The 23,682-nt window shown below is 62.0% G+C and carries 26 protein-coding genes; 17 read left to right on the top strand and 9 right to left on the bottom strand.

Going from position 1 to position 23,682, the window contains the following annotated elements; genetic code table 11:
• Positions 1 to 115: 115 nt before the first annotated feature.
• On the top strand, positions 116 to 1,564 hold the full coding sequence (locus BLT66_RS04770; protein WP_092756195.1) for a DEAD/DEAH box helicase: 1,449 nt from the start codon (positions 116 to 118) through the stop codon (positions 1,562 to 1,564).
• Here BLT66_RS04770 and BLT66_RS04765 read toward each other — a convergent pair.
• Positions 1,561 to 2,406 carry a symmetrical bis(5'-nucleosyl)-tetraphosphatase gene (locus BLT66_RS04765; RefSeq protein ID WP_092756193.1) on the bottom strand — a complete coding sequence of 282 codons (846 nt, stop codon included), beginning with the start codon at positions 2,404 to 2,406 and terminating at the stop codon, positions 1,561 to 1,563. The genes BLT66_RS04770 and BLT66_RS04765 overlap by 4 nt on opposite strands.
• Positions 2,407 to 2,429: 23 nt before the next feature.
• Here BLT66_RS04765 and BLT66_RS04760 point away from each other — a divergent pair, with 23 nt between their 5' ends.
• Complete coding sequence (locus tag BLT66_RS04760; protein ID WP_092756191.1) at positions 2,430 to 3,740, top strand: hemolysin family protein; 1,311 nt, start codon at positions 2,430 to 2,432, stop codon at positions 3,738 to 3,740.
• Here BLT66_RS04760 and BLT66_RS04755 read toward each other — a convergent pair.
• Together BLT66_RS04755 and purM are read right to left on the bottom strand one after the other, a co-directional pair.
• A complete protein-coding gene (locus tag BLT66_RS04755; protein WP_092756189.1) occupies positions 3,737 to 5,002 on the bottom strand; it encodes a PilT/PilU family type 4a pilus ATPase in 1,266 nt (421 codons plus the stop codon). The genes BLT66_RS04760 and BLT66_RS04755 overlap by 4 nt on opposite strands.
• An 89-nt stretch (positions 5,003 to 5,091) precedes the next feature.
• Positions 5,092 to 6,132, bottom strand: a complete 1,041-nt coding sequence (gene purM, locus BLT66_RS04750) for a phosphoribosylformylglycinamidine cyclo-ligase (RefSeq protein ID WP_092756187.1) — start codon at positions 6,130 to 6,132, stop codon at positions 5,092 to 5,094.
• Between the two features lie 176 nt (positions 6,133 to 6,308).
• Here purM and BLT66_RS04745 point away from each other — a divergent pair, with 176 nt between their 5' ends.
• The 5 genes from BLT66_RS04745 (at position 6,309) to folK (ending at position 10,808) form a co-directional block, all read left to right on the top strand.
• Complete coding sequence (locus BLT66_RS04745) at positions 6,309 to 7,379, top strand: AI-2E family transporter (RefSeq protein WP_092756185.1); 1,071 nt, start codon at positions 6,309 to 6,311, stop codon at positions 7,377 to 7,379.
• Between the two features lie 2 nt (positions 7,380 to 7,381).
• Positions 7,382 to 8,053: a DnaA regulatory inactivator Hda gene (hda, locus tag BLT66_RS04740; RefSeq protein ID WP_092756183.1), complete on the top strand. Its 672-nt coding sequence runs from the start codon at positions 7,382 to 7,384 to the stop codon at positions 8,051 to 8,053.
• A gap of 11 nt (positions 8,054 to 8,064) precedes the next feature.
• The gene (locus BLT66_RS04735) at positions 8,065 to 8,733 is read left to right on the top strand and encodes a histidinol-phosphatase (RefSeq protein ID WP_092757024.1); all 669 of its coding nucleotides are present in this window, start codon (positions 8,065 to 8,067) and stop codon (positions 8,731 to 8,733) included.
• Between the two features lie 70 nt (positions 8,734 to 8,803).
• A complete protein-coding gene (gene pcnB, locus BLT66_RS04730) occupies positions 8,804 to 10,339 on the top strand; it encodes a polynucleotide adenylyltransferase PcnB (protein ID WP_092756181.1) in 1,536 nt (511 codons plus the stop codon).
• A complete protein-coding gene (gene folK / locus BLT66_RS04725) occupies positions 10,332 to 10,808 on the top strand; it encodes a 2-amino-4-hydroxy-6-hydroxymethyldihydropteridine diphosphokinase (protein ID WP_092756179.1) in 477 nt (158 codons plus the stop codon). The genes pcnB and folK overlap by 8 nt, the downstream gene beginning before the upstream one ends.
• Before the next feature lie 65 nt (positions 10,809 to 10,873).
• Here folK and BLT66_RS04720 read toward each other — a convergent pair whose 3' ends face one another.
• A complete protein-coding gene (locus BLT66_RS04720; protein ID WP_218922555.1) occupies positions 10,874 to 12,175 on the bottom strand; it encodes an undecaprenyl-phosphate glucose phosphotransferase in 1,302 nt (433 codons plus the stop codon).
• Positions 12,176 to 12,491: 316 nt separating this feature from the next.
• Here BLT66_RS04720 and BLT66_RS04715 point away from each other — a divergent pair, with 316 nt between their 5' ends.
• From BLT66_RS04715 to BLT66_RS04705, 3 genes are all read left to right on the top strand, one after another.
• Positions 12,492 to 12,896: a hypothetical protein gene (locus BLT66_RS04715; RefSeq protein WP_143029140.1), complete on the top strand. Its 405-nt coding sequence runs from the start codon at positions 12,492 to 12,494 to the stop codon at positions 12,894 to 12,896.
• A gap of 264 nt (positions 12,897 to 13,160) precedes the next feature.
• Positions 13,161 to 13,808: a DUF47 domain-containing protein gene (locus BLT66_RS04710; RefSeq protein ID WP_092756173.1), complete on the top strand. Its 648-nt coding sequence runs from the start codon at positions 13,161 to 13,163 to the stop codon at positions 13,806 to 13,808.
• A 13-nt stretch (positions 13,809 to 13,821) separates the two neighbouring features.
• The gene (locus tag BLT66_RS04705; RefSeq protein WP_092756171.1) at positions 13,822 to 14,832 is read left to right on the top strand and encodes an inorganic phosphate transporter; all 1,011 of its coding nucleotides are present in this window, start codon (positions 13,822 to 13,824) and stop codon (positions 14,830 to 14,832) included.
• Here the strand turns inward: BLT66_RS04705 and BLT66_RS04700 are convergent, their stop codons facing one another.
• Both BLT66_RS04700 and BLT66_RS04695 read right to left on the bottom strand, forming a co-directional pair.
• Positions 14,833 to 15,279 (bottom strand): NINE protein, encoded by a 447-nt coding sequence (locus tag BLT66_RS04700; RefSeq protein WP_092756169.1) that lies wholly within the window; start codon positions 15,277 to 15,279, stop codon positions 14,833 to 14,835.
• A gap of 9 nt (positions 15,280 to 15,288) precedes the next feature.
• A complete protein-coding gene (locus BLT66_RS04695; RefSeq protein ID WP_092756167.1) occupies positions 15,289 to 15,810 on the bottom strand; it encodes a GNAT family N-acetyltransferase in 522 nt (173 codons plus the stop codon).
• Between the two features lie 161 nt (positions 15,811 to 15,971).
• Between BLT66_RS04695 and rpsP the strand changes: the two genes are divergently transcribed.
• From rpsP to hisC, 7 genes are all read left to right on the top strand, one after another.
• Complete coding sequence (rpsP, locus tag BLT66_RS04690; RefSeq protein ID WP_092756165.1) at positions 15,972 to 16,232, top strand: 30S ribosomal protein S16; 261 nt, start codon at positions 15,972 to 15,974, stop codon at positions 16,230 to 16,232.
• Positions 16,233 to 16,272: 40 nt separating this feature from the next.
• Complete coding sequence (rimM, locus tag BLT66_RS04685) at positions 16,273 to 16,851, top strand: ribosome maturation factor RimM (protein WP_092756163.1); 579 nt, start codon at positions 16,273 to 16,275, stop codon at positions 16,849 to 16,851.
• 17 nt (positions 16,852 to 16,868) lie between these two features.
• Positions 16,869 to 17,627 carry a tRNA (guanosine(37)-N1)-methyltransferase TrmD gene (gene trmD / locus BLT66_RS04680; protein ID WP_092757023.1) on the top strand — a complete coding sequence of 253 codons (759 nt, stop codon included), beginning with the start codon at positions 16,869 to 16,871 and terminating at the stop codon, positions 17,625 to 17,627.
• Between the two features lie 120 nt (positions 17,628 to 17,747).
• Positions 17,748 to 18,137, top strand: a complete 390-nt coding sequence (gene rplS / locus BLT66_RS04675) for a 50S ribosomal protein L19 (RefSeq protein WP_092756161.1) — start codon at positions 17,748 to 17,750, stop codon at positions 18,135 to 18,137.
• Positions 18,138 to 18,231: 94 nt separating this feature from the next.
• Positions 18,232 to 18,927 carry a CoA pyrophosphatase gene (locus tag BLT66_RS04670; protein ID WP_092757022.1) on the top strand — a complete coding sequence of 232 codons (696 nt, stop codon included), beginning with the start codon at positions 18,232 to 18,234 and terminating at the stop codon, positions 18,925 to 18,927.
• A 45-nt stretch (positions 18,928 to 18,972) separates the two neighbouring features.
• On the top strand, positions 18,973 to 19,956 hold the full coding sequence (locus BLT66_RS04665; protein ID WP_092756159.1) for a CobD/CbiB family protein: 984 nt from the start codon (positions 18,973 to 18,975) through the stop codon (positions 19,954 to 19,956).
• 67 nt (positions 19,957 to 20,023) lie between these two features.
• Complete coding sequence (gene hisC, locus BLT66_RS04660; protein ID WP_369821574.1) at positions 20,024 to 21,100, top strand: histidinol-phosphate transaminase; 1,077 nt, start codon at positions 20,024 to 20,026, stop codon at positions 21,098 to 21,100.
• Here hisC and rsgA read toward each other — a convergent pair.
• The 3 genes from rsgA to BLT66_RS04645 are packed head-to-tail and all read right to left on the bottom strand — an operon-like array spanning position 21,097 to position 23,669.
• Positions 21,097 to 22,026 (bottom strand): ribosome small subunit-dependent GTPase A, encoded by a 930-nt coding sequence (gene rsgA, locus BLT66_RS04655; RefSeq protein WP_369821573.1) that lies wholly within the window; start codon positions 22,024 to 22,026, stop codon positions 21,097 to 21,099. The genes hisC and rsgA overlap by 4 nt on opposite strands.
• 21 nt (positions 22,027 to 22,047) lie before the next feature.
• Positions 22,048 to 22,383 carry a 4a-hydroxytetrahydrobiopterin dehydratase gene (locus BLT66_RS04650; protein ID WP_092756155.1) on the bottom strand — a complete coding sequence of 112 codons (336 nt, stop codon included), beginning with the start codon at positions 22,381 to 22,383 and terminating at the stop codon, positions 22,048 to 22,050.
• Positions 22,380 to 23,669, bottom strand: a complete 1,290-nt coding sequence (locus tag BLT66_RS04645; RefSeq protein WP_092756153.1) for a M48 family metallopeptidase — start codon at positions 23,667 to 23,669, stop codon at positions 22,380 to 22,382. Before BLT66_RS04645 ends, BLT66_RS04650 begins: the two co-directional genes overlap by 4 nt.
• Between the last annotated feature and the right edge of the window lie 13 nt (positions 23,670 to 23,682).

Below are 23,682 nucleotides of genomic sequence, written 5' to 3'. Positions count from 1 at the left end.
ATCGGCCCTTGGTGTTTGTAGTCCTGATTTTGCAAATTCGGGGATAATCAGGGTTTGCCCGCGACGCGCGGGTGCAATTTGCTATTATTTGAATAGCTACAAACCTCTGGATTTGATGAGCGATACCCCCCTGGATTCTTTCTCGCAACTGCAGCTTGCAGAACCCCTGTCACGTGCCGTGGCTGACATGGGCTACACCGCCATGACACCGATCCAGGCGCAAGCCATTCCGGTAGTCTTGCAAGGCCGTGACGTGATGGGCGCGGCCCAGACCGGCACCGGCAAAACAGCCGCTTTCTCGCTGCCCCTGCTGCAGCGCATGCTCAAGCACGAAAACGCTTCCACCTCACCTGCCCGCCATCCGGTGCGGGCCTTGGTGCTGCTGCCTACGCGCGAGTTGGCCGACCAGGTGGCCCAGGCCATCAAATCGTATGCCAAACACACCAATTTGCGTAGTGCGGTGGTGTTCGGCGGCATGGACATGAAGCCCCAGACACTAGAACTGAAAAAAGGCGTAGAAATCCTGGTGGCCACACCTGGCCGCTTGCTTGACCACATCGAAGCCAAGAACGCAGTGCTGAACCAGGTGGAATATGTGGTGCTGGATGAGGCCGACCGCATGCTCGATATCGGCTTTTTGCCGGATCTGCAGCGCATTCTGAGCTACCTGCCCAAGCAACGCACCACCTTGCTGTTTTCAGCCACGTTCTCGCCTGAGATCAAGCGCTTAGCCAGCAGCTATCTACAAGACCCGGTCACCATCGAAGTAGCCCGCTCCAATGCTACGGCTTCCACGGTCGAGCAGCATTTCTACAGCGTCAATGCCGACGACAAGCGCCGCGCACTGCACCAAGTTCTCAAGTCGCGCGGCATGAAGCAAGCCTTTGTGTTCGTGAACAGCAAGCTGGGCTGCGCGCGTCTGGCCCGTTCGCTGGAAAAGGAAGGCCTGAAGACGGCTGCCTTGCACGGCGACAAGACCCAGGACGAGCGTTTGAAGGCGCTGGATTCGTTTAAAAAGGGCGAAGTTGATCTGCTGGTGTGTACCGATGTGGCCGCGCGCGGTCTGGACATCAAGGACGTGCCCGCGGTGTTCAACTTTGACGTGCCTTTTAACGCCGAAGACTACGTTCACCGCATTGGCCGTACCGGCCGTGCGGGGGCGTCCGGTTTGGCTGTCAGCTTTGTGGCGGGCAGTGATGCGCGTCTGGTGGCTGATATCGAAAAGTTGGTCAAAACCAAGATCGAGCTGGAAGCCATGGAATTCGAGGAAGATATTCCGAAGATCCGCGAGCAAGGCCGCATCAACGACGGGCGTCGTGCCTGGGGTGGTGATGATCCGCGCGATGTGCTGGATACGCCGCGTCCGGCTCCGCGCCCCCAGCGCCACAGCGCGCCACGCGATCCGTTCTTCGACCAGCCCTACCAGGCTCCTGCAGCCACCGAGGCACCCACCTGGGAAGCCTCGGCCAAACACGCGACCGTGCGTGGTATCTCGGCCAATATCAAGCCCAAGCGCAAAGTGGCGGCCTTGTTCAAGGCCGTCGCGCCCGCCGTAACTGCTTAGTTGCCCGGTTGCTGCGCTTGTTCGCAGCGCACCTGGATGAGTTCGTTGTGCGTTGGAGCCGCTTGAATCTTCAGCGCGCTCAACGAGCCGCCCCAGACACAGCCGGTGTCCAGTGACAGTAGGTCGCTGCGGCCCAGCCAGCCTAGTGTGGACCAGTGGCCAAAAGCCACTGTGTTTGCCGCGGTAAGCCTGCCCGGTACCTCAAACCAGGGCATGTAGCCAGCGGGGCTAGCACCTGTACCTTCCTTGCTTTCAAATTCCATGCGACCGTTCAGAGTGCAGAAGCGCAGTCGCGTGAGTGCATTCACGATCACCCGGAGTCTGTCCATGCCTTGCAGAGCGTCATCCCACTGTGCAGGGGTGTTGCCATACATCTGCTCCAGAAAACCCACCAGATCGGGCCCGCGCAGTACCGTTTCCACTTCCGCGGCCAGTGCCATGGTCTGCGCGGCACTCCAACTTGGCAGCACCCCTGCGTGCACCATCAGAATGTCCTGACCGTCCAGAGTCTCCCGCATGGCCATGCGCTGATTGCGCAGCCAGTCGAGCATGGCGACCCGGTCAGGGGCCTGCAGGATGCCTTGTAGCGTGTCCAGGCGGTGCGTAGAGCGGATGCCGTAGGCAGCGGCCAGCAAATGCAGATCGTGGTTGCCCAGCAGACAGCGGGCCGCGTCGCCGTAGCCCATCAGCCGCCGCAATACCTCGACCGAAGCCGGGCCCCGGTTCACTAAGTCGCCTAGTAGGTAGAGCGTGTCACGGCTGGGAGAGAAGTCCAGCTTGTCCAAAAGCCGCTGCAATGCGCCATCGCAGCCTTGCAGGTCGCCAATCAAGTAAAGTGCCATGTGTTTATTTTCTTAGAAGATCCATGGATTTATTGCTGATTGTGCTGTTGACTTTGCTCAATGGCGTGTTTTCTATGTCGGAGCTGGCTTTGGCGTCGAGCCGCAAGGCGCGCTTGACGGCGATGGCGGAGGCGGGCGACAAGGGGGCCCAGGCGGCATTGGCCTTGCTGGAGAACCCCACGCAGTTCCTGTCGTCCGTGCAGGTCGGCATTACTTCCATCGGCATGGTGAACGGTATTCTGGGTGAGGCAGCGTTCAGTGACGGCGTATCTGCCTGGGTACAGCAATTTGGGGTGGCCGTGGGGGCTGCCGACATTACGGCCACGGTGATTGTGGTGACGGTGATCACCTTTGTCACCATCGTATTTGGTGAGCTGGTGCCCAAGCGCATCGGCCAGCTGTATCCCGAGCTGGTGGCGCGCTATGTCTCGCGGCCTATGACCTGGGTGGCGACCGGGGCCAAGCCTTTTGTGCGTTTGCTGTCGCTCAGCACCCATGCGGTGCTGAAGCTGCTGCGCATCGATAACGCAGCCGGCCGGTCGGTGACCGAAGAAGAAATCGTGGCCAGCCTGGAGGAGGGCGTGGATGCCGGCGTGATCGAGGAGCACGAGCACCAGATGGTGCAGAACGTGTTCCGGCTCGACGAGCGGCCGCTTACCTCGCTGATGGTGCCGCGCACCGACGTGAACTGGCTGGAGGCCTCGCACACAGTCGCGCAATGCCTGCAGATGGCCAGCAGCGGCGGCGACAAGGTGGCGCATTCCTGGTACCCGGTATGCCGGGGCTCGCTGGATGACGTGGTTGGCGTGATCAGCGTGGGCCGTCTGCTGGAGCTGGGTGCCGATCTGCCTGGCCCGGTGGAGCCGCATGTGCTGCCCGCCGCGTTCCTGCCCGAAACCCTGAGCGGCATGGAGCTGCTGGAGCAGTTTCGCGCCAAGTCGGGCCGGATGGTGTTTGTGGTCGATGAATACGGTGTGGTGCAAGGCCTGATGACGCCACGCGACCTGCTGGAAGCCATTACCGGCGAACTGCAGCCGGGTGCGCAGGCCGATGCCTGGGCCACCCAGCGCGAAGACGGCTCTTGGCTGCTGGACGGCCTGATGCCGGTCAACGAACTCAAGTCCCGCCTCGACATCAAAGACTTACCAGAGGAAGACCGTGGCCGTTACAACACGGTGGCGGGTCTGCTGATGTCGGTCTCTGGCCGCATGATGGCTGCGGCCGAAAGCATTGAGTGCGCGGGCTGGGTGTTCGAGGTGGTGGACCTGGACGGCAAGCGCATCGACAAGGTGTTGGCCAGCATCGCGGCGGCGCCGGCCCCGGCAGACGACTAAGCTGCCGGGCCTTTGGCCTGGCGTAGCTTGGCCAACTGCTCGTCTTCCAGCTGGCGGCGCCTTTGCTGCTGCTTGAGCAGCTCTTCGGCCCGCAAGGCTTCGACTTCCTCGTCGGTCAAGGGCTTGTCAAAGCTCAGTTCCATGCCGCCGGTGCTGGTGGGCTCGCCACGCGCGCTTTTCAGCTTCATGTTGAGGCGCAGCTCATTGGCTGAATCGGCGTTGCGCAGGGCTTCTTCGTAGGAGATATGGCCTTCGTTGTACAGCTCGAACAGCGCCCAGTCGAAGGTGCGCATGCCCAGTTCGCGCGACTTGTCCATCAGCGCCTTCAGGTCGTTGAACTGGCCTTTGAAAATCCGGTCCGCTACCAGCGGGGTATTCAGCAGGATCTCGACCGCCGCGCGCCGGCCCTTGCCGTCCTCGGTGCGCACCAGGCGCTGCGAGACGATGGCGCGCAGATTGGCCGACATGTCCATCAGCAGCTGGTTGCGCCGCTCTTCGGGGAAGAAGTTGATGATGCGGTCCAGCGCCTGGTTGGCGCTGTTGGCGTGCAGCGTGGCCAGGCACAAATGGCCGGTTTCAGCGAAGGCGATCGCGTGCTCCATGGTCTGCGGGTCGCGGATTTCGCCAATCAGTATCACGTCCGGTGCCTGGCGCAGCGTGTTCTTCAGCGCGTGGTGCCAGGAATGCGTGTCCACCCCCACTTCGCGGTGGCTGACCAGGGACAGCTTGGAGGTGTGCACATATTCCACCGGGTCTTCCACGGTGATGATGTGGCCGCCCGAGCTGCTGTTGCGGTGGTCGATCATGGCCGCTAGCGAGGTGGATTTGCCCGATCCGGTGCCGCCCACCACCAGCACCAGCCCGCGCTTGTGCATGATGACTTCCTTCAGCACCTCGGGCAGGGCCAGGGTGGCGAAGCTGGGGATTTCGGCGGCGATGGTGCGTATCACCATGCTGACGCTTTGCTGCTGGATGAACACATTCACCCGGAACCGCGCCACGCCGGGCAGGGCCATCGCAAAGTTGCACTCCATTTCCTTGGCGAACTCGGCGTTCTGCCGTTCGTTCATCAGCGACTGGGCCAGCATGCGGGTCACGTCGCTGGCCAGCTTCTGCGCCGACAAGGCCTTCATCTGGCCGTTGGACTTCATGCTGGGCGCGAAGTCTGCGGCGATGAAGAGATCCGACCCACCGGCTTGGTGCATGGCCGCCAGCAGCTTGTGCATGTAACTGCGGGCTTGGTCTTCGGTCAGCGTCGACATGGCGGCCTTGGTAGGTGGATGGGGATGCTATTGTTTACATAGCTGCTCGTGCAGGTAGATAGTGCGCCAGAGGCATATTTTTTATAAATTTAGGCGACGACGACGGCAGCACCGTCGCCACGCGCACCAATCACGCCAATTTCATATACCGACTCGCCCAGCGAGCGCAGCGTCTGCGCGGTGGCTGCAGCATTGGCTGCGTCCACCACCACCACCATGCCGATGCCGTTGTTGAAGGTGCGGTTCATCTCGAAGTCGTCGATGCCAGCGGTCTTCTGCAGCCAGGCGAACAGCTCGGTCTGTGGCCAGCTGCCTTGCTTCAGATGGGCGGCCGTGCCTTCGGGCAGCACGCGGGGAATGTTCTCCAGCAGGCCGCCACCGGTGATGTGCGCCAGGGCCTTGATCGGGTGCGCAGCCAGCGCGGCCAGCACGTTTTTTACGTAGAGGCGCGTCGGCTCCATCAGGGCTTGCTTGAAGGGTTTGCCGTCCAGGGTGGCAGGCGTTGCGTCGCCAGCGCGCTCGATGCACTTGCGCACCAGGCTGAAGCCGTTGGAATGCACGCCGCTGCTGGCCAGGCCCAGCACCACGTCGCCGGCGGCTACCTCCTTGCCGGTCAGGATTTTGGATTTTTCGACCGCGCCGACGGCGAAGCCGGCCAGGTCGTACTCGCCCGCCGGGTACATGCCGGGCATTTCCGCGGTTTCGCCGCCGATCAGCGCGCAGCCCGACAGTTCGCAGCCCTTGGCGATGCCGCCGACCACGGCCGCCGCGGTGTCAACGTCCAGCTTGCCGCAGGCAAAGTAGTCGAGGAAGAACAGTGGCTCGGCGCCTTGCACCAGCACGTCATTGACGCTCATGGCCACCAGGTCGATGCCCACGGTGTCGTGCATATTCCATTCAAACGCCAGGCGCAGCTTGGTGCCCACGCCGTCGGTGCCGCTGACCAGCACGGGCTCTTTGTAGCGCTTGGGCACTTCAAACAGCGCGCCAAAGCCGCCAATGCCCGCCAGCACGCCTTCGCGCATGGTTTTCTTGGCCAGGGGCTTGATGCGTTCAACCAGGGCGTCGCCCGCGTCGATATCGACCCCGGCGTCTTTGTACGAGAGGGGGGCGGTGTGGGATGTGGTCATGGTGTGGGGTTCACAAGGGGCTGAAGGTGCAGGCAAAACTGCCCAGATAAGCGGGTTGGCGGGATTTAGCCGCGCAGCCCTCTACAATTTGCGCAGATTTTAAGGGCAGGCGCAGCGTCATTCCATCGGCCCGCATCCCTGTCCACCTCATTCTCGCTACTCCAGCCCATCACCTGATGCAATTCACCTCCACCCAAAGGCGCGCTCTGGCCTGGCTTTCCATTGCTGCGGTCGCCGTGCTGGCGCTGTGGCTGCTGGGGCCGGTGCTAACGCCGTTTGCCGTGGCCGCGGTGCTGGCCTACGTGCTGACGCCGCTGGTGGACAGGCTGGACAACCTGTGCAAAGGCCGGGTCCCGCGGATGCTGGCGGTGGCGGTGGTCGAGCTGATCTTCATCGTGGCGGTGCTCGCCGTTGCCTTGCTGATCGTGCCGATTTTGGTCAAGGAGGCTCCGCTGATGCGCGAGCAATTGCCGTTGCTGCTGGACGGTCTGGCCAAATGGCTGAAGCCGCTGCTGGCCCAACTGGGGCTCAAGGTGGCACTGGACCCGGTGAGCATCAAGGCCTTTGTGTTCAAGTACCTGAACGCCAATGTGGAAGACGCACTGGCCTCGCTGGTGTCGTCGGTCAAGCTGGGCGGCAGTTTTGCCATGGCTTTGCTGGGCAACCTGGTGCTGATCCCGGTGGCGCTGTTCTACCTGCTGATGGACTGGGACCGTTTCATCGCCCAGCTGGTAGCCCTGGTGCCGACCCGCTTGCGCCCCGGTTTCGACAGCTTTGTGGAAGAGGCGGACGAGGTGTTGGGCCAGTACCTGCGCGGCCAGCTGCTGGTGATGCTGATCATGGCGGTGTTCTATGCCGTCGGGCTGTCGCTATTCGGGCTGGATCTGGGCCTGCCGATTGGTTTGTTCACCGGTTTGGCCATGTTCGTGCCCTACCTGGGCTTTGGCGTAGGCCTGGTGCTGGCGGCGCTTGCAGGGTTGCTGCAGTTTGCCTCGATCAAGGCACTGGTGATGGTGGCCGTGGTGTACGGCATCGGCCAGTTTGTCGAAAGCCTGTTTCTCACGCCGCGGCTGGTGGGCGAGCGCATTGGCCTGCACCCGCTGGCGGTGATTTTTGCCCTGCTGGCCTTCGGCCAGGTCTTCGGCTTCGTCGGCGTGCTGGTGGCGCTGCCGGCCAGCGCGGTGCTGTTGGTGGCGATACGGCGGGTGCGTACCAGCTACTTGGCCAGCCCTTTGTACCAAGGATAGCCATGCAGCAACTGGTATTGGATATCGGCCTGGCAACCAGCCCGACATTGGCGAACTTTTTTGCCGGACAGAACGCGGCCGCCCTGCAGCATGTGCAGCAGTCCGTGGTGGATACCGGCAGGCCGCTGCAAACCTACTTGTGGGGCGGCTCTGCCACCGGCAAGACCTATTTGCTGCGTGCCGTGCGCGAGGCCTACCGCATGCAGGCTGCGCGGGTTGGCTGGCTCGACCCCAGCGTCTACGAGCCGCCGGAATTCGACGATGGCTGGGCTGCCGTCTTGCTGGACGACGTGCACTTGTACAACCCGGCGCAGCAGCACATGGCCTTCAAATGGTTTGTGAATGCCCAAACCAGCCGCTGCTGGGTGCTGGGCGCAGGCGACGTGCCGCCGGCCGATCTGGTGCTGCGCGAAGACCTGCGTACCCGCCTGGGCGGCGGCCACATCTTTGCGCTACAGGCGCTGAGCGAAGACGAGTGCCGCGGCGTGCTGCGCCGCGAAGCGCAGGCGCGCGGACTGGTGCTGAGCGGCGAGGTGGTGGACTTCATGCTGCGCCGCTTCAGCCGCGACCTGGGCAGCCTGATGCAGCTGCTTGAGCATCTGGACCGCTACGCGCTGCAAACCCAGCGTGCCATCACCATTCCCCTGGTTAAATCCATGCTGGAGACAATTTGAAAGACCATCCCGTGAAGCTGGCGCTGTTTGACCTGGACCACACGCTGATACCGATCGATTCGGACTACGCCTGGGGCGCCTACACCACCTCCATCGGCTGGACCGACCCGGTGGTGTTCCAGCAGCGCAACGACGACTTCTACGCCCATTACAAGGCCGGTACCCTCGACATCCACGAGTACGTGCGGTTTGCCACAGACGCCGCGCGCCGCCAGGGTGCTGCGAAATCGATAGCTGCTCACGCAGACTTCATGCGCACTGTCGTGCTGCCGGTCATCAAGCCGGTAGCGCGGGAGCTGTTGCGCCAGCACCAGGAGGCGGGTGACCAAGTGGTCATCGTCACTGCCACCAATGCGTTTGTGACCCGCCCCATCGCCCAGGCGCTGGGGGTGGACGAGTTGATTGCCGTGGACCTGGAGCACGATGCCAGCGGCTGGATCACCGGCAAGATCCAGGGCGTGCCCTCGTTCCGCGAGGGCAAGATCACCCGGGTCGAAGACTGGCTGGCCCATCGCGGTTGGGGCTGGGGCGATGTGGAGGCGACTTTTTACTCCGACTCGATCAACGACCTGTCGCTGCTCGAAAAAGTCCAGCACCCGGTGGCCACCAACCCCGATGCGCGTTTGCGCGCGATTGCCACCGAACGCGGATGGCGCATACTGGACCTGTTTACTCCATGACTTACGCAACCTCCGGCGGTTGGCTCCCGAGCCCGCCCGCCGGAGGTTGCGTAAGTCTTACACCATTCCCATGATCAAGACCTTCATCGATAAATTGCTGGGCAAAAAGCCCGCCGCCAAAAAGCCGAAGTTCGGCAAGCGCGCAGAAATCCCCGTTTCCGAGCACGGCATCAACCCCGCCCTGGTGGACGAACGGGCGCTCAACGTGGTCAGCACCTTGCAGCAGGCCGGGTTTGAGGCTTACATCGTCGGCGGCGCGGTACGCGACCTGCTGGTCGGTCTGCGCCCCAAGGACTTCGACGTGGCCACCAATGCCACGCCTGAGCAGGTCAAGGGCCTGTTCCGCCGTGCCTTCATCATTGGCCGGCGCTTCCGGATTGTCCATGTGGTTTACGGCCGTGGCCGCGAGAACGAGGTCATCGAGGTCTCCACCTTCCGCGCCTACATGGACAACGCGGCCGCCGAGCAGGTGGCCGGCAACGAGCGCACCAGCAAGAGCGAGCTGGCGAACATGAAGCACGCCGTTGATTCCAGCGGCCGGGTGCTGCGCGACAACGTCTGGGGCCCGCACGACGAGGATGCCGCGCGCCGCGACTTCACCATCAACGCCATGTACTACGACCCCAAGAGCCAGATCGTGGTCGACTACCACGGTGGCCTGAAGGACAGCAAAAACCGCATCATCCGCATGATTGGCGACCCGGCCACGCGCTACCGCGAAGACCCGGTGCGCATCATCCGCGCCGTGCGTTTTGCTGCCAAGCTCGGGCCGCTGGGCTTCAGCATCGAACCCAAAACCGCGGCGCCGCTGGTGAATTCGCAGAAGTTGCTGGCCGATGTACCCCAAAGCCGCTTGTTCGATGAAATGCTCAAGCTGCTGCAAACCGGCCACGCGGTCGCCACCATCGCCCAACTACGCAAGCTGGGCATGGCGACCGGCATCTACCCGCTGCTCGACGTGGTGGTGGAGCGTGCCGACCAGCCGTTTGTGCTGGCCGCGCTGCAGGACACTGACCGCCGTGTCGGCGAAGGCAAGCCGGTGGCGCCCAGCTTCCTGCTGGCCTGCGTGCTGTGGGCCGATGTGCGCGACGGCTGGGCCGCCCGCTCGGGCCAGCAGCCCTCGTTTGCGGCGCTGCAGGATGCGGTGGAAGACGTGTTCAACGCGCGTATCGGCGATGTCTCCGGTCGCGGCCGGCTGGCTGGCGATATGCGCGAAACCTGGCTGATGCAACCGCGCTTCGAGAAGCGCGTGGGCAGCGGCCCCTACGGCATGATCGACCAGCCGCGCTTCCGCGCCGCCTTCGACTTCATGCGGCTGCGTGCCGACGCCGGCGAGGTGGAGCAGGTGATTGCCGACTGGTGGCAGGAATTCACCACCGGCAGCGACGACCAGCGCGAAGACCTGCTGGCCCAGGCCCGCGACGAGCAGAGCCGGCGCCAGCGCCCGGTGCGCGTGCCCCGCGTGGTCACGCAGCCGAAAGAGGGCGCTGCTGCAGGCCCGGTGGAGGCCGCCCATGAGTCGGATGCTGCCGCCGCGCCCAAGAAACGCCGCCGTCGCCGCAAGCCCAGTGGCGGTGGTGCGCCGGTTGCCGGCTCGGATGCTTGAAGCGGTGCGGGAGCCGGTCACAGCCTATGTGGCGCTAGGCGCCAATCTGGGCGATGCCGCACAGACCGTGCGCAACGCCATGGATGCCATCCATGCCCTGCCGCAGACCGAGGTGGGCCAGCGTTCGTCGCTGTACCTGACTACGCCCATCGATTCCGATGGCCCGGACTATGTGAATGCTGTTGTGGAAGTAATCACGAGCCTGTGCGCACCAGATCTGCTGGAGCAGCTACAGAAAATAGAGCAATCGGCAGGCCGCAAACGGCCGTACCGCAATGCACCGCGTACGCTGGATCTGGATATTCTCTTGTTCGGCAGCGGGCAGATCCACAGCCCGGCGCTGACCATGCCACATCCGCGCATGGCGCAGCGGGCCTTTGTGCTGCGGCCGCTGGCCGAGATTGCACCGGCACTGGTCACGCCCAAGCAGCTGGGTGCGGTGCGCGACCAGGCGATCGAGAAGTTATAAGCCAAACAGGTTGCTGGCGCTTATTCCGCTTGCGCCAGCAGCTATACAAGGTATAGCAGGCGGCCTCAGTAGGCCTTCTTGTCGTTCAACACTACCAACACGGTTTTGACGATGATCCACAGGTCAAAGCCCAGCGACCAGTTGCGCAGGTATTCCAGGTCGTAGTCGATGCGCTTTTCCATCTTGTCGATGGTGTCGGTCTCGCCCCGGTAGCCGCTGACCTGGGCCCAGCCGGTAATGCCTGGCTTGACCTTGTGCCGCACCATATAGCCCTTGACCAACTTGCGGTAGGTTTCGTTGTGTGCCACCGCATGCGGGCGCGGCCCGACGATGCTCATGCGGCCCTGCAGCACGTTGAAGAACTGCGGTAGCTCGTCCAGCGAGGTCTTGCGCAGAATCGCGCCCAGCGGCGTGATGCGGCTGTCGTTCTTGGTCGCCTGCTTGACCACAGCACCATTGTCCTCGGTGGTCATGGAGCGAAATTTGTAGACCAGGATTTCTTTGCCATCCAGCCCGTAGCGGCGCTGCTTGAAGATGATAGGGCCGGGGGAGGTGAACTTAACCGCCAATGCCAGCGCCAGAAAGATCGGCGATGCCAGTATCAAAATCATCAGCGAGATGAAGATGTCCGATGCGCGCTTGATCACGCCGCTCATGCCGTTGAACGGGGTTTCGCAGACGGCCATCACCGGCATCGGCCCCACATTCGCCAGGCGACCCTGGATCAGGTCGGTCATGAAAATATCCGGCACAAAGTAGATCGATGCTGTGGTGTCCTTGAGGTCGTCCAGCACGGCCAGGATGCGCGGCTGAGAGGCCATGGGCAGGGCCAGGTAAATGGCTTCCACGTTGCTGGTCTTCATGAATTCCGCCAGATCCGACATGCGTCCCAGCATCGGCACTTTGCCTAACTCGCCCAGGCGGTCCGAGCTGCGGTCGTCAAAAAAGCCGAGCACGCGGGTATTCAGGTAGGGGTTGGATTCAAACTCGTGCAGCAAGCGCAGGCCCACTTCGTTCACGCCGGTAATCACCACCCGGCGTTGCTGTCCGCTGCCGGTAATGGCTTTGGGCAGCGCCCAGCGCAGAAAGAAATGGCTACCGATCTGGACCATTGGCGTGAGCACCGCCCAGGCAATCAGCACCGGGCGGGTAAAGCTCTTCATATAACCCGTGGCCACGCCAAAGCCGCCCAGGATGACCAGGAACACCAGCCAGTTGGTCAAAAGCTTGCGCACCATGCGCTGGGGCGGCTCGTGAAAGCCCACATTGCCTGGAAAAGACAGCGAAAAAGCAATCACTCCCAGAATGATGTAGCGCGCCGACAGTGGATGCGCATACCAGGCCAGACAGGCAGCCAAGGTAACCATGGTAACCACGGGATCAAGAAAGGCTTCCAGCGCTCCGGGCAGCGTAAAGCTCGGACGCAAGAAATTCTTTTGTTTGTCAAGAGCGTTTATCATGAGGAGTTGTAGAAATGAGCTTCTCTATAGCAAAAAATACACGCAAATGTACCAATGATTGGGGTACTAGTGGCCCTAAAAATGTGCGTGGCCTGTCGATATTTCTTACATAGTAAGAAAGTTACATCTGTACACAACATTTGTTTAATTAATATGTTGCAATGCAACATGTTGTTTTTATTGGGAATTCTAAATTTCCATCGGGGTTTTCCATAGGTTCGGCATGGATGTTGCTATTTCATCCCTGTCCTTATCCATGAATGGGCTTTTTATGAAAAAACTGATTCACATCTTGGTCGCGGCAGTCGTTGGTTTTGCTGCGGTAGCTTCCGCATCCGCTACAAGTTCTCAGGCCAATGCCTCGGCCGCAATGGCTCAGGTCCCTGTGGGCGCCAGCAAGGACATGGCAGGCATGGACGCGCTTGTGCAGTCGCTGCAAACAGGCATGGTGAAGACCGGGTTTTCGCCTGCCTCTCGTAGCCGCGAATCCTCTGGCGGTTCTTTTGTGGCTGGCAGTGCGCCGGCTGAGGCTTCTGTTTCTGAGGAAACGGGAGATGAAGATGGCCGCATGCTGGTGGCCGGGCTGGTGCTGATGGGTGTGATCGCACTTCGCCGTATCCGCCGCTGAGGTAGTGTGTGCTGCTGGGGCCGATCAGGGCTCCAGCGCCTCGAATAAGTTGGCTGCCCGCTACAGCGGCAGCATATTTGCTCTCCTCTCCCCTCCAACCCGTATTTTTCAGCTGCTTGCCGCTTTCGGCGGTACGTCGCAGCACATCTTTTCAGCATCCACGCATCCAGCGCGCCGCCAAGGCGGGGCTTGTGTGGCCGGTTAAACTCCGCGCAGTCATTTATTTGTCATATTTTTGACGCAATCCCCCATAGGAGTTCCGCCATGCTGTTTGGCAAGCTTTTGCCGCGTGAAGGCAATTTTTTCGAAATGTTCAACCAGCATGCAGACCGCATTGTGGAAGCTGCGCGTGCCTTCTCGCAGTTGGTGGCCAATTACAACGATCCGCATTTGCGCGAAAAATACAACCGCGATGTCGATATTGCCGAGAGTGCAGCTGACCGTGTGACCCACGATGTCAACAAGATGTTGCACAAGACCTTCATCACGCCAATTGACCGTGAGCAGATTCATAAGCTGATCAACACCATGGATGACGTGGCTGACCTGATTCAGGACTCTGCCGAAACGATGGCCTTGTACGACGTGCGGCACATGACGGACGAAATCTCTCGTTTGACCGAGCTGAGCGTGAAATGCTGCGAGCGCTTGAAAGACGCTGTTTACATGCTGTCCAAGATCGCCGAGCCCGCCACCGCGGAAGCGGCTTTGAAGACCTGCGAAGAAATCGACCGCCTGGAGTCGGATGCCGACCGTGTGATGCGCTCTGCCATGAGCAAGCTGTTTCGCGAAGAGCCTGATGTGCGGGAGGTGATCAAGCTCAAGGCCATTTACGAGCTGCTGGAAACCATTACCGATAAATGCGAGGACGTGGCCAATCTGATCGAGGGCATCGTCCTCGAGAACTCCTGATCCGGGGCATTACATGGCAACGGTGCAGGTAGGTTTGTGGGTGGTAGTGCTCTTGGTGGTGCTGGCTTTGCTGTTCGACTTCATGAACGGGTTTCATGACGCGGCCAATTCGATTGCCACAGTGGTGTCCACCGGCGTGTTGAAGCCCGCGCAGGCCGTGGTGTTTGCGGCATTCTTCAATTTCATTGCAATTTTCATCTTTCACCTGAGTGTGGCGGCGACCGTGGGTAAGGGTATTGCCGATGCGGGTGTGGTGGATGTCCATGTGGTGTTTGGTGCTCTGGTGGGGGCGATTTTTTGGAATTTTGTCACCTGGTACTACGGTATCCCCAGCAGTTCATCGCATGCGCTGATTGGCGGCATTGTGGGGGCCGTGATGGGCAAAGCCGGTTCCAGCGCACTGGTCTCCAGCGGGATTCTCAAGACGGTGGCATTCATCTTCATCTCCCCCGTGCTGGGCTTCATGCTGGGGTCGTTGATGATGGTGCTGGTGGCCTGGGTGTGTCGTCGGGCGACTCCGTCCAAGGTGGACCGCTGGTTCCGGCGTCTGCAGCTGGTGTCCGCCGGTGCCTATAGCTTGGGTCATGGTGGCAATGATGCGCAAAAAACCATAGGCATCATCTGGATGCTGCTGATCGCCACCGGTTATTCGGCTTCAACGGATGCATCGCCGCCGACCTGGGCGATCGTCTGCTGCTATACCGCGATTGCCATGGGCACCATGTTCGGTGGCTGGCGCATCGTGAAAACCATGGGGCAGAAGATCACCAAGCTCAAGCCGGTCGGTGGGTTTTGCGCAGAAACCGGCGGCGCCCTGACCTTGTTTCTGGCAACTGCACTGGGGGTTCCTGTGTCGACGACCCACACGATTACCGGTGCCATCGTGGGCGTGGGGTCGACCCAGCGCGCCAGTGCTGTGCGTTGGGGAGTGGCTGGCACCATAGTTTGGGCCTGGATTTTCACCATTCCCGCCAGTGCCTTTGTGGCCGCGATCGCTTACTGGCTGAGCCTGCAGATTTTTTAACTACTGGCTTATCTTCTGCGCTTCTTCGATCTGGTATTCGAAGTAGCGCTGGAAGCTGAAGGCCAGACTGGCCATCAGGGTGCTTGCGCCTATCAGCAGGGCGCATACCAGCGCACCCACCGTGAGCCAATTGGTTTGACCGGCTGGCGCATCCGATGCGCCAGCGGGATTGAACTTGGCGTTCCACTTTTCGGGCGCCATCAGGCCAAAAACCAGTGCCGACAGCGCGCTTGCTGCAATGCTCAACCCCAGCAGTGGAATCAAAACCCAGCTCCAGTGGTCGTCCAGACCCAGGGCTTGCACGCGTTGAATGCCATATAGCCCCAGCGCCGTCGGCAGCATGAACAGCCAGCCCCAGATATCACCCAGGCCACGTAAATAAAAGCGGTGCAGCCCCAGCGGGCCACCCAGAAATGCCAACCAGGCGGCCAAAGTTTTGTTTTTCATAGGACCTGATTATTCAGGGGAACTGGTGTTGCCGGCGCCAATGAATTTTTCCATCAGTACAACGTCCAGCCAGCGGCCAAACTTCCATCCACAGGCGCTGAGCACGCCAACCTGGTGGAATCCCAGGCTGCGGTGCACGCCGATGGAGCCGGCGTTGGCCGAATCGCCAATCACGGCAATCAGCTTGCGTACACCTGCGCGTTCTGCCTGTGTCATGAGTTCGGCGAGCAGGATGCGCCCCAGGCCTTTGCCGCCGGTATTCGGGGCCAAATACACCGAGTCTTCGGCCGAGAAGCGGTATGCGGGGCGGGGCTTGAACCAGTTGCAATAGGCAAAGCCCTGTATCACCCCCGCATCTTCCAGCACCAGGTAGGGAAGGCCTTTGGCTAGCACATCTGCACGGCGGCCGGCCATTTCTTCGTTGCTGGGTGGGGTGGTTTCAAAGGTGCCTGTTCCGTGCAGTACGTGGTGGGTGTAGATGGCGGCGACGGCGCTCATATCTTCGTCGCGGGTGGGGCGTATCGTGGGCATTGAGTGATGGGCTTGGGTAAAGGTATAATGGAAGGCTTTTCAGCGTGTCACTGGCTAGGTGGTCAGTTGCGTGTCTCAACGCTGGAATAAAACGCCAGGTGCCCGCTTGGCACTTATGGCAATCGGTTGGAATTATTTTCAGCCACCCCGAAGGATAAATCATGGTCGTTATTCGACTCGCCCGTGGCGGTGCAAAAGCACGCCCGTTTTTCAATATCGTTGTGACCGACAAGCGCACCCGCCGCGACGGTCGTTTCATTGAGCGCATCGGTTTCTACAACCCGATCGCCACCGCCAATGAAGAAAGCATCCGCATTGCACAAGACCGCCTGACCCACTGGCGTAGCGTTGGTGCCCAGGCTTCCCCCACGGTGGAACGCCTGATTGCACAAGCTGCCAAAAAAGCAGCCCCAGCCGCTTAATTTTGAACAGCAGGCGCTTGGCGCTTGCTTCGCAGCACCCATGATGCCCTCTCTAGATACCGCTGAATTGCCGGCGGATGCCGTAGAAGTAGGGCGCGTGGGTGATGCCTGGGGGATTAAAGGCTGGTTCAAAGTCGTCTCCCACAGCGCCACACCCGAGGCGCTTTTTTCTTCCAAACGCTGGTATTTGCTGCCCACTGAGCGGGGCGCGAAAACCTTTGCCGGCACCAAGCTACTGCGTGTGGTGGAAGCCAAAGAACATTCTGGTGGCATCGTAGCCCAGGCCCAAGCGGTCGAAGGGCGGGATGCTGCTGAGGCCCTGCGCGGCGCCCGTATCTTCGTGGCCCGCACCAGTTTCCCGGCTGCGGCCGCCGACGAGTACTACTGGGTCGATCTGATCGGCCTGGACGTGGTGAACCGCGAAGGTATCGCCCTGGGCCAGGTCAAAGAGCTGCTGGCCACCGGTGCCCAGACCGTGCTAGTGGTTGCTTACCAGGCGCTGGATGAAGCGGGCGTTAGCCAGGAGTTGGAGCGTATGCTGCCTTTCGTCGCGGTATACGTTGATAAGGTCGACCTGCCGGCACGCTGCATCACCGTGGACTGGCAGCCCGACTATTGAACCGGCAGGCACTGCCCATGCGGTTCGACATCATCAGTCTCTTTCCCGAGTTATTCGCTCCGTTTCTGACCAGCGGCATCACCCGCCGCGCGTTTGAAGCCGGCTTGGTGGATGTGCATCTCTGGAATCCGCGTGATTTTGCCGATGGCAACTACCGCCGCGTCGACGACCGGCCTTTTGGTGGTGGCCCGGGCATGGTCATGCTTGCCGAGCCGCTGGCGCGCTGCCTGCGGGCGGTCCAGGCCGCACGTGCGGATGCGGTGCCTGCACCTGTGGTCTTGTTTTCTCCTTTGGGTTCGGCGCTCACGCATGCGGCGGTAGAGGTCTGGTCGGCCAGTGCCGGTGCGGTGCTGGTCTGTGGGCGCTACGAAGGCATAGACCAGCGCTTTATCGACCGCTTTGTGACGCACCAGGTTAGTCTGGGCGACTTTGTCTTATCAGGTGGTGAGATCGCGGCCCTGGCTTTGCTGGACGCGGTGGCGCGGCTGCAGCCCGGGGTGTTGAACGACGCCGGCAGCCATCAATTCGATAGCTTCAACCCGGCATTGGATGGCTTGCTCGACTGCCCGCACTACACCCGCCCAGAAACCTGGGAAGAGCACAAAGTACCCGATGCCTTGCTGTCGGGCCACCATGTGCAGATCGAGCGCTGGCGGCGTGATCAGCGGCTGCAGATTACCGCGCAGCGCCGCCCCGATTTGCTGCAGGCCGCGCGTGCCGCCGGCCGCCTGAACCGGGCCGACGAGGCCTTGCTGAAGAGCCTGCCGCCAACCTGAAAAGAGTGGGCGGCTCGAAATGCTATACTCGAAGGCTTTTCGATCCTCTGCTCGGCCGTTCTGCCATCCTGGTGGGACACTAGCTAATCCAGGCGCGGGCATGATCACAAGAGGAAAACCATGAACTTAATCGAAACCCTAGAGCAAGAAGAAATTGCCCGTCTTGGGAAGACCATTCCCGCTTTCGCCCCCGGCGACACTGTGATCGTCAGTGTCAACGTGGTTGAAGGTTCGCGCAAGCGTGTGCAGGCCTACGAAGGCGTCGTGATTGCCAAGCGCAATCGCGGCCTCAACAGCGGCTTCACCGTGCGTAAGATCTCTAGCGGCGAAGGCGTGGAGCGTACGTTCCAAACCTACAGCCCGCTGATCGCTGGTATTGAAGTCAAGCGCCGCGGTGATGTCCGCCGTGCCAAGCTGTACTACCTGCGTGACCGCAGCGGCAAGTCGGCGCGTATCAAGGAAAAGCTGCCCAACCGTATCAAGGTTGCAGCAGCCAAAGCAGCCGCTTAATCCGCGCTGTTCCTTTGAAAAAGCCGCCACAAGCATTGCGCTTGTGGCGGCTTTTTCTTTGGCCTTGCACAATGCCTGTGTGACCCAAATACCTCTGACCCCTTTGTCGAAGCTGCCTAATTTCGATCCGCGCAATGTCCCGGTGATCGGCGTGGACAGGCATCTGCCCGCCGTACCGCCGTCCCAACTGTTGCCCGATGCCTTGCGCCAGCGCTTTCTTATGCCGCCGGATTGGCAGCCCGAGGTGCGGGCCGAACCGCGCTTCACCGACCGCGTGCCCCGGCAGGCGGCGGTGCTGATCCCCATCGTCCTGCACGCCCTGGCGCAGGGCGGGCCGACCGTGCTGCTGACCGAGCGCACCTCGCACATGTCCACCCATGCGGGCCAGATCGCCTTTCCCGGTGGCAAGGTGGATGCCTCCGATGCCGACGTGTCCGCCGCCGCCTTGCGCGAGGCCTGGGAGGAGGTCGGTTTAGCGTCCCATTACGTGCAGGTCATCGGCCGGCTGCCGGAATATGTGACGGGCACGGCCTTCATCGTCACCCCCGTGGTGGCTCTGGTGCAGCCGGGCTTTACGCTGGTGCACCAGCCCGACGAAGTCGCCGATGCGTTTGAAGTACCGCTGGCATTTTTGATGGACCCGGCGCACCACCGGCGCCACGCGTTCGCCTGGGAGGGCGTGCAACGCGAATGGTTTTCCATGCCTTACCAAGATGCGCAGGGCGAGCGTTTCATCTGGGGCGCCACGGCCGGGATGTTGCGGAATTTCTACCGATTCCTGTCGGCTTAGGCGCAGTGTGGCGGGCGCTACACGCCAGGTCGTTATCATCGTGGCATGAGCTTTTTCGCGATCATGTTTGCGCTCCTGCTGGAGCAGGTCCGCCCGGTGGCCCGAGACAACCCGATACACGGCATGCTGCGCGCCTGGGTGCGTGGGTCGAGCCGCAATTTCGATGCGGGCAAACCGCAGCATGGCTGGCTGGCCTGGGCGCTGGCGGTCGGCGTCCCCAGCCTGGTCGCACTTGGCCTGCATTGGCTGCTGGTGTGGGCGCTGGGCTGGCCAGTGGCGGTGGTCTGGAACGTGGCCGTGCTTTACATCACCCTGGGTTTTCGCCAGTTCAGCCACCACTTCACCGAGATCCGCGACGCGCTGGAAAGCGGCGACGAGCCCTTGGCGCGCGAGCTGCTGGCCCAGTGGCAGCAGGTCGACGCCAGCGAGCTTCCGCGCAGCGAAATCGTCCGCCATGTGATCGAGTATTCGGTGCTGGCCGCGCACCGCCATGTGTTTGGCGTGCTGGCCTGGTATTCGGTGCTGGCCGCGCTGGGCCTGGGACCGGCCGGCGCCGTGTTCTACCGCCTGAGCGAATTCGTCTCGCGCTACTGGGCCTACAAGGCCCGTGACCAGCACCAGCCGGCCAGTGCCTCGCTGCAAAAAGCCGCAGCCAATGCCTGGACCGTGATCGACTGGCTGCCGGCCCGCGCCACGGCCCTGGGCTTTGCGGTGGTCGGCAGCTTCGAGGATGCCATCGACAGCTGGCGCAACTACGCGCAGCGCTTCCCCAACGACAACGACGGCGTGGTGCTGGCGGCCACCTCGGGCGCGCTGAACGTGCGCCTCGGCGGCGAGGCCTTGAAGACCACTGAAGCCCTGACCTATAACGGCGCCACGCCGATGGAGCTGGGCATAGACACCGAGTCCACCCCTGGCCGCGACCCCGAGCTGGGCCATCTGCGCAGCGTCGTGGGCCTGGTCTGGCGCGCGGTAGTGCTGTGGATGGGCATGCTGGCCTTGCTGACCCTGGCCAATCTGCTCGGCTGATTTTTAAAGAAAACCAGGCTCTAGCGCAGATATAGCCTGCGCTGGCAGCTATGAAAGTAGTAGCATTTTGACTTCTTCCCCGTTCTGGAGCCCGGTCGTTGGCGGGCTGGTGCCCTATGTACCTGGCGAGCAGCCCAAGCTCGCGAATCTGACCAAGCTCAACACCAACGAGAACCCGTACCCGCCGTCGCCCAAGGTGGTGGCCGCGATCCAGGCCGCGGCGCAGCAGGGCTTGCAGCTGTATCCCGACCCCGAATCCGTCGCCTTGCGCGGCGCGATTGCCCGCCAATACGGCTTGCAGCCCGACCAGGTATTCGTCGGCAACAGTTCGGACGAGGTGCTGGCCCATGCCTTCTTTGCGCTGTTCCAGCAGGCCGCGCCGCTGGTGCTGCCCGACGTGACCTACAGCTTCTACCAGGTGTATTGCGGGCTCTACGGCATCCCCATGCACGTGGTGCCGCTGGCCGACGGTTTGCGGGTGGATGTGGAAACGCTGGTCGGCCCCGGGGGCGGCGAGATCGCCGGCGTGGTGATTGCGAATCCGAACGCGCCTACCGGCATCGGCCTGCCGCTAGCGCAGATCGAACGCCTGCTGCAGATGCACCCCCAGCACGCGGTGCTGGTGGATGAAGCCTATGTGGATTTTGGCGGCGAGTCGGCTGTCAGCCTGATTGCCCGCTACCCGAATTTGCTGGTCACGCAGACCCTGTCCAAGTCGCGCTCGCTGGCCGGTTTGCGGGTCGGCCTGGCCTGTGGCCAGCGGCCTTTGATCGAGGCGCTGGAGCGGGTGAAGAACAGCTTCAACTCCTATCCGCTAGGCCGGTTGGCCCAGGCCGGGGCGCTGGCGGCGTTCGAAGACCAGGCCTATTTCGCCCAGACCTGTGCAGCCGTGGTGCATAGCCGCGAAGGCCTGGCGCTGCAGCTGGAGGACATGGGTTTCGAGGTGCTGCCATCGCAGGCTAACTTCGTGTTTGCCCGGCACCCGCAGCACGATGCGGCCGGGCTGGCTGCCGAGCTGCGCAAGCGCGCGGTGCTGGTGCGGCATTTCAAGCAAGAGCGCATCGCCCAGTACCTGCGCATCAGCGTGGGTACGCCGGCGCAGTGCGATACCTTGTTACAGGCCCTGGCGGAGATACTGGGCTAGAACTTCGACGCGTCCAGCTCGGCGAACAGGTCACTATATATTTTGTAGCGCCTGTCGCTGATGCTGCCTGCGCTACCATCGTTTTTAACCGCAGCCATCACGCCGCAGCCGGGCTCGTGCAGATGCGTGCAGTTATAAAACTTGCAGCGTTCCACAAAGGGTTTGATGTCGGGCATCAGGCCTGATAAATGGCGGGCGTCGATGTGGTGCAGGCCGAATTCCTGGAAGCCCGGCGAGTCGATCAGCGCCGTTTTTGCATCCTTGTCGACCCAGTACCAGGTGGTGCTGGTGGTGGTGTGCTTGCCGGTGTTCAGCGCTTGCGAGATTTCACGCGTGGCGGCCAGGGCACCGGGCACCAGATGGTTGGTCAAGGTGCTCTTGCCCGCACCCGACGGGCCCAGCACCAGCGTGGTTTTGCCAGCCAGTTCGGCTTTGACGGCGTCCAGAGTGCCGCCGCCGTCCTTCAGCGATAGTGGCAGCATGCGGTAGCCCATGTCGCGGTAGGCGGTCAGCCAGCCCCAGGCGCGCTCGAAGGGCTCGGTCAGATCCTGCTTGTTCAGCACGATCAGCGGGCTGATGCGTTCGGCCTCGGCGGCGATCAGCGCGCGCGACAGTTGGGTCTCGGAGAACTCGGGTTCGGCAGCGATCAGGATCAGCACCTGGTCCAGGTTCGCGGCAAACGACTTGGTGCGGATTTCGTCCTGGCGGTAAAACAGATTGCGGCGTGGCTGCAGTTTTTCGATGGTGCCGTCTTCGCCTTGGCCGGCGGCCGCGGGCAGCCACAGCACCGAATCGCCGACCACGGCCGTGCTCTTCTTGCCGCGCGGGTGGCAGATCAGCCGCGTGCCGTCTGCGCGTTCCACCATGCAGTGGCGGCCGTAGGTGGCCACGACCAGGCCGGGGGTGAGGGTAGGGCGGCCGCTCAAACCAGGGCCCGGATGTGACGCTTAAACAAGGAGTGCATTCAGTTGCGCCGCACAGTCGAAGTCGGTGACCGACAGGCCGCCCACGTCGTGGGTGTTGAAGCGCACCACACAGCGGTTGTACGACACCTGCAGATCGGGGTGGTGGTCTTGCCGGTGCGCCACCAGGGCGGCGGCATTGACGAAGGCAATCGTCTCGAAATAGTTGGCGAAGCGGAAGGTCTTGCTGATGGCGATGTCGGCGCCGTCGCCTTCCAGTTGCCAGCCTTCCACGTGGGTCAGTCTTGCTACGATTTCTGCAGCGTTCAGCGCCCGCCGGGTCTGCGTGGACCAGTCTTTTTTCTTGAGGTCGGTGGTCATGTGGCGGCTCCTTGGGCCATGCGCGCCAGCCGCTCGGAAGCCGGCGGGTGCGAGTAGTAGAACTTCACGAACACCGGGTCGGGTGTCAGGGTGGAGGCATTGTCTTCGTATAGCTTGAGCAGGGCGGTAGATAGGTCTTGCCCACTGGTTTGCTGGACGGCGTAGGCATCGGCCTGGAACTCGTGCTTGCGCGACACCTGGGCCGATAGCGGAGCGATGAAGAAGGTGAATATCGGCGTGGCCAGCATGAACAGCAGCAGCGCCAGCGCGTCGTTCGGCGCGCCCGACATGTTCGGAATTACGCCCAGGCCGGTGTAGAACCAGACCTGCGCCGACAGCCAGCCCAGCAGCGCAAAGCCCAGCAGGCTGAAGGCAAACATGGTGACGATGCGCTGGATGATGTGCTTGTGCTTGAAGTGGCCCAGCTCGTGGGCCAGCACCGCGTCGACCTCGGCCGGCGCCAGTTTGCTCAGCAGCGTGTCGTAGAACACCACGCGCTTGGCCGCGCCAAAGCCGGTGAAGTAGGCATTCGCATGGGCACTGCGCTTGCTGCCGTCCATCACGAACAGGCCTTTGGCGGCAAAGCCGCAGCGCTGCATCAGGGCGGTGACGCGGGCCTTCAGGGTTTCGTCCTCCAGCGGCTTGAACTTGTTGAACAGCGGGGCGATGAAGGTCGGGTAAATCATCAACAGCAGCAGGTTGATACCCATCCAGGCACTCCAGGCCCACAGCCACCAGCGCGGGCCGGCGCTGCCCATCAGCCACAGTATCAGCGCGGCGATCGGCAGGCCGATCACGGCGCCGACGACGCTGGACTTGAGCATGTCGGCCAGCCAGAGCTTGACGGTGGTTTTGTTGAAGCCGAAGCGCTCTTCGATCACAAAGGTCTGGTACAGCGTGACAGGGATGTCGATCAGGCCGCTAATCAGCACAAAGCCGACCAGCAGCGCCAGTTGCTGCCACATGCCGCCGCCCAGCCAGGCCAGCAGGCTCTGGTTCAGCGAATTCAGTCCGCCCAGCAGCGTCCAGGCGAGCAGCACGGCTGTGCCCAAGGCCAGTTCCAGCAGCCCGAAACGGGCCTTGGTGATGGTGTAGTCGGCGGCCTTCTGGTGGGCCGCCAAAGTGATGTGGCTGGCAAATGCTGCGGGTACGTTGTTGCGGTGCTGGGCTACGTGGCGTATCTGGCGCGAAGCCAGCCAGAACTTGACCCACATGCCCACAATCAGCATGGCGGCAAAGCCTAGGGTCAGGGCAGTTGAGGGCGAAAAAACGGCGGAATCTTGCATGGGCGGGAGTGTA

It is taken from the genome of Rhodoferax sp. OV413 (assembly GCF_900104385.1).
GTDB lineage: Bacteria > Pseudomonadota > Gammaproteobacteria > Burkholderiales > Burkholderiaceae_C > Rhodoferax_B.
The sequence above is the reverse complement of the archived record's forward strand: the minus strand, read 5'-3'. Positions and strand labels throughout refer to the sequence as shown.

Excerpts from the sequence above, each read along its gene's own strand:
- BLT66_RS04770 (WP_092756195.1), top strand. The coding sequence starts at position 116 with ATGAGCGATACCCCCCTGGATTCTTTCTCGCAACTGCAGCTTGCAGAA.
- BLT66_RS04765 (WP_092756193.1), bottom strand. The coding sequence starts at position 2,406 with ATGGCACTTTACTTGATTGGCGACCTGCAAGGCTGCGATGGCGCATTG.
- BLT66_RS04760 (WP_092756191.1), top strand. The coding sequence starts at position 2,430 with ATGGATTTATTGCTGATTGTGCTGTTGACTTTGCTCAATGGCGTGTTT.
- BLT66_RS04755 (WP_092756189.1), bottom strand. The coding sequence starts at position 5,002 with ATGTCGACGCTGACCGAAGACCAAGCCCGCAGTTACATGCACAAGCTG.
- purM (WP_092756187.1), bottom strand. The coding sequence starts at position 6,132 with ATGACCACATCCCACACCGCCCCCCTCTCGTACAAAGACGCCGGGGTC.
- BLT66_RS04745 (WP_092756185.1), top strand. The coding sequence starts at position 6,309 with ATGCAATTCACCTCCACCCAAAGGCGCGCTCTGGCCTGGCTTTCCATT.
- hda (WP_092756183.1), top strand. The coding sequence starts at position 7,382 with ATGCAGCAACTGGTATTGGATATCGGCCTGGCAACCAGCCCGACATTG.
- pcnB (WP_092756181.1), top strand. The coding sequence starts at position 8,804 with ATGATCAAGACCTTCATCGATAAATTGCTGGGCAAAAAGCCCGCCGCC.
- folK (WP_092756179.1), top strand. The coding sequence starts at position 10,332 with ATGCTTGAAGCGGTGCGGGAGCCGGTCACAGCCTATGTGGCGCTAGGC.
- BLT66_RS04720 (WP_218922555.1), bottom strand. The coding sequence starts at position 12,175 with ATGGTTACCTTGGCTGCCTGTCTGGCCTGGTATGCGCATCCACTGTCG.
- BLT66_RS04715 (WP_143029140.1), top strand. The coding sequence starts at position 12,492 with ATGGATGTTGCTATTTCATCCCTGTCCTTATCCATGAATGGGCTTTTT.
- BLT66_RS04710 (WP_092756173.1), top strand. The coding sequence starts at position 13,161 with ATGCTGTTTGGCAAGCTTTTGCCGCGTGAAGGCAATTTTTTCGAAATG.
- BLT66_RS04705 (WP_092756171.1), top strand. The coding sequence starts at position 13,822 with ATGGCAACGGTGCAGGTAGGTTTGTGGGTGGTAGTGCTCTTGGTGGTG.
- BLT66_RS04700 (WP_092756169.1), bottom strand. The coding sequence starts at position 15,279 with ATGAAAAACAAAACTTTGGCCGCCTGGTTGGCATTTCTGGGTGGCCCG.
- BLT66_RS04695 (WP_092756167.1), bottom strand. The coding sequence starts at position 15,810 with ATGCCCACGATACGCCCCACCCGCGACGAAGATATGAGCGCCGTCGCC.
- rpsP (WP_092756165.1), top strand. The coding sequence starts at position 15,972 with ATGGTCGTTATTCGACTCGCCCGTGGCGGTGCAAAAGCACGCCCGTTT.
- rimM (WP_092756163.1), top strand. The coding sequence starts at position 16,273 with ATGATGCCCTCTCTAGATACCGCTGAATTGCCGGCGGATGCCGTAGAA.
- trmD (WP_092757023.1), top strand. The coding sequence starts at position 16,869 with ATGCGGTTCGACATCATCAGTCTCTTTCCCGAGTTATTCGCTCCGTTT.
- rplS (WP_092756161.1), top strand. The coding sequence starts at position 17,748 with ATGAACTTAATCGAAACCCTAGAGCAAGAAGAAATTGCCCGTCTTGGG.
- BLT66_RS04665 (WP_092756159.1), top strand. The coding sequence starts at position 18,973 with ATGAGCTTTTTCGCGATCATGTTTGCGCTCCTGCTGGAGCAGGTCCGC.
- BLT66_RS04650 (WP_092756155.1), bottom strand. The coding sequence starts at position 22,383 with ATGACCACCGACCTCAAGAAAAAAGACTGGTCCACGCAGACCCGGCGG.
- BLT66_RS04645 (WP_092756153.1), bottom strand. The coding sequence starts at position 23,669 with ATGCAAGATTCCGCCGTTTTTTCGCCCTCAACTGCCCTGACCCTAGGC.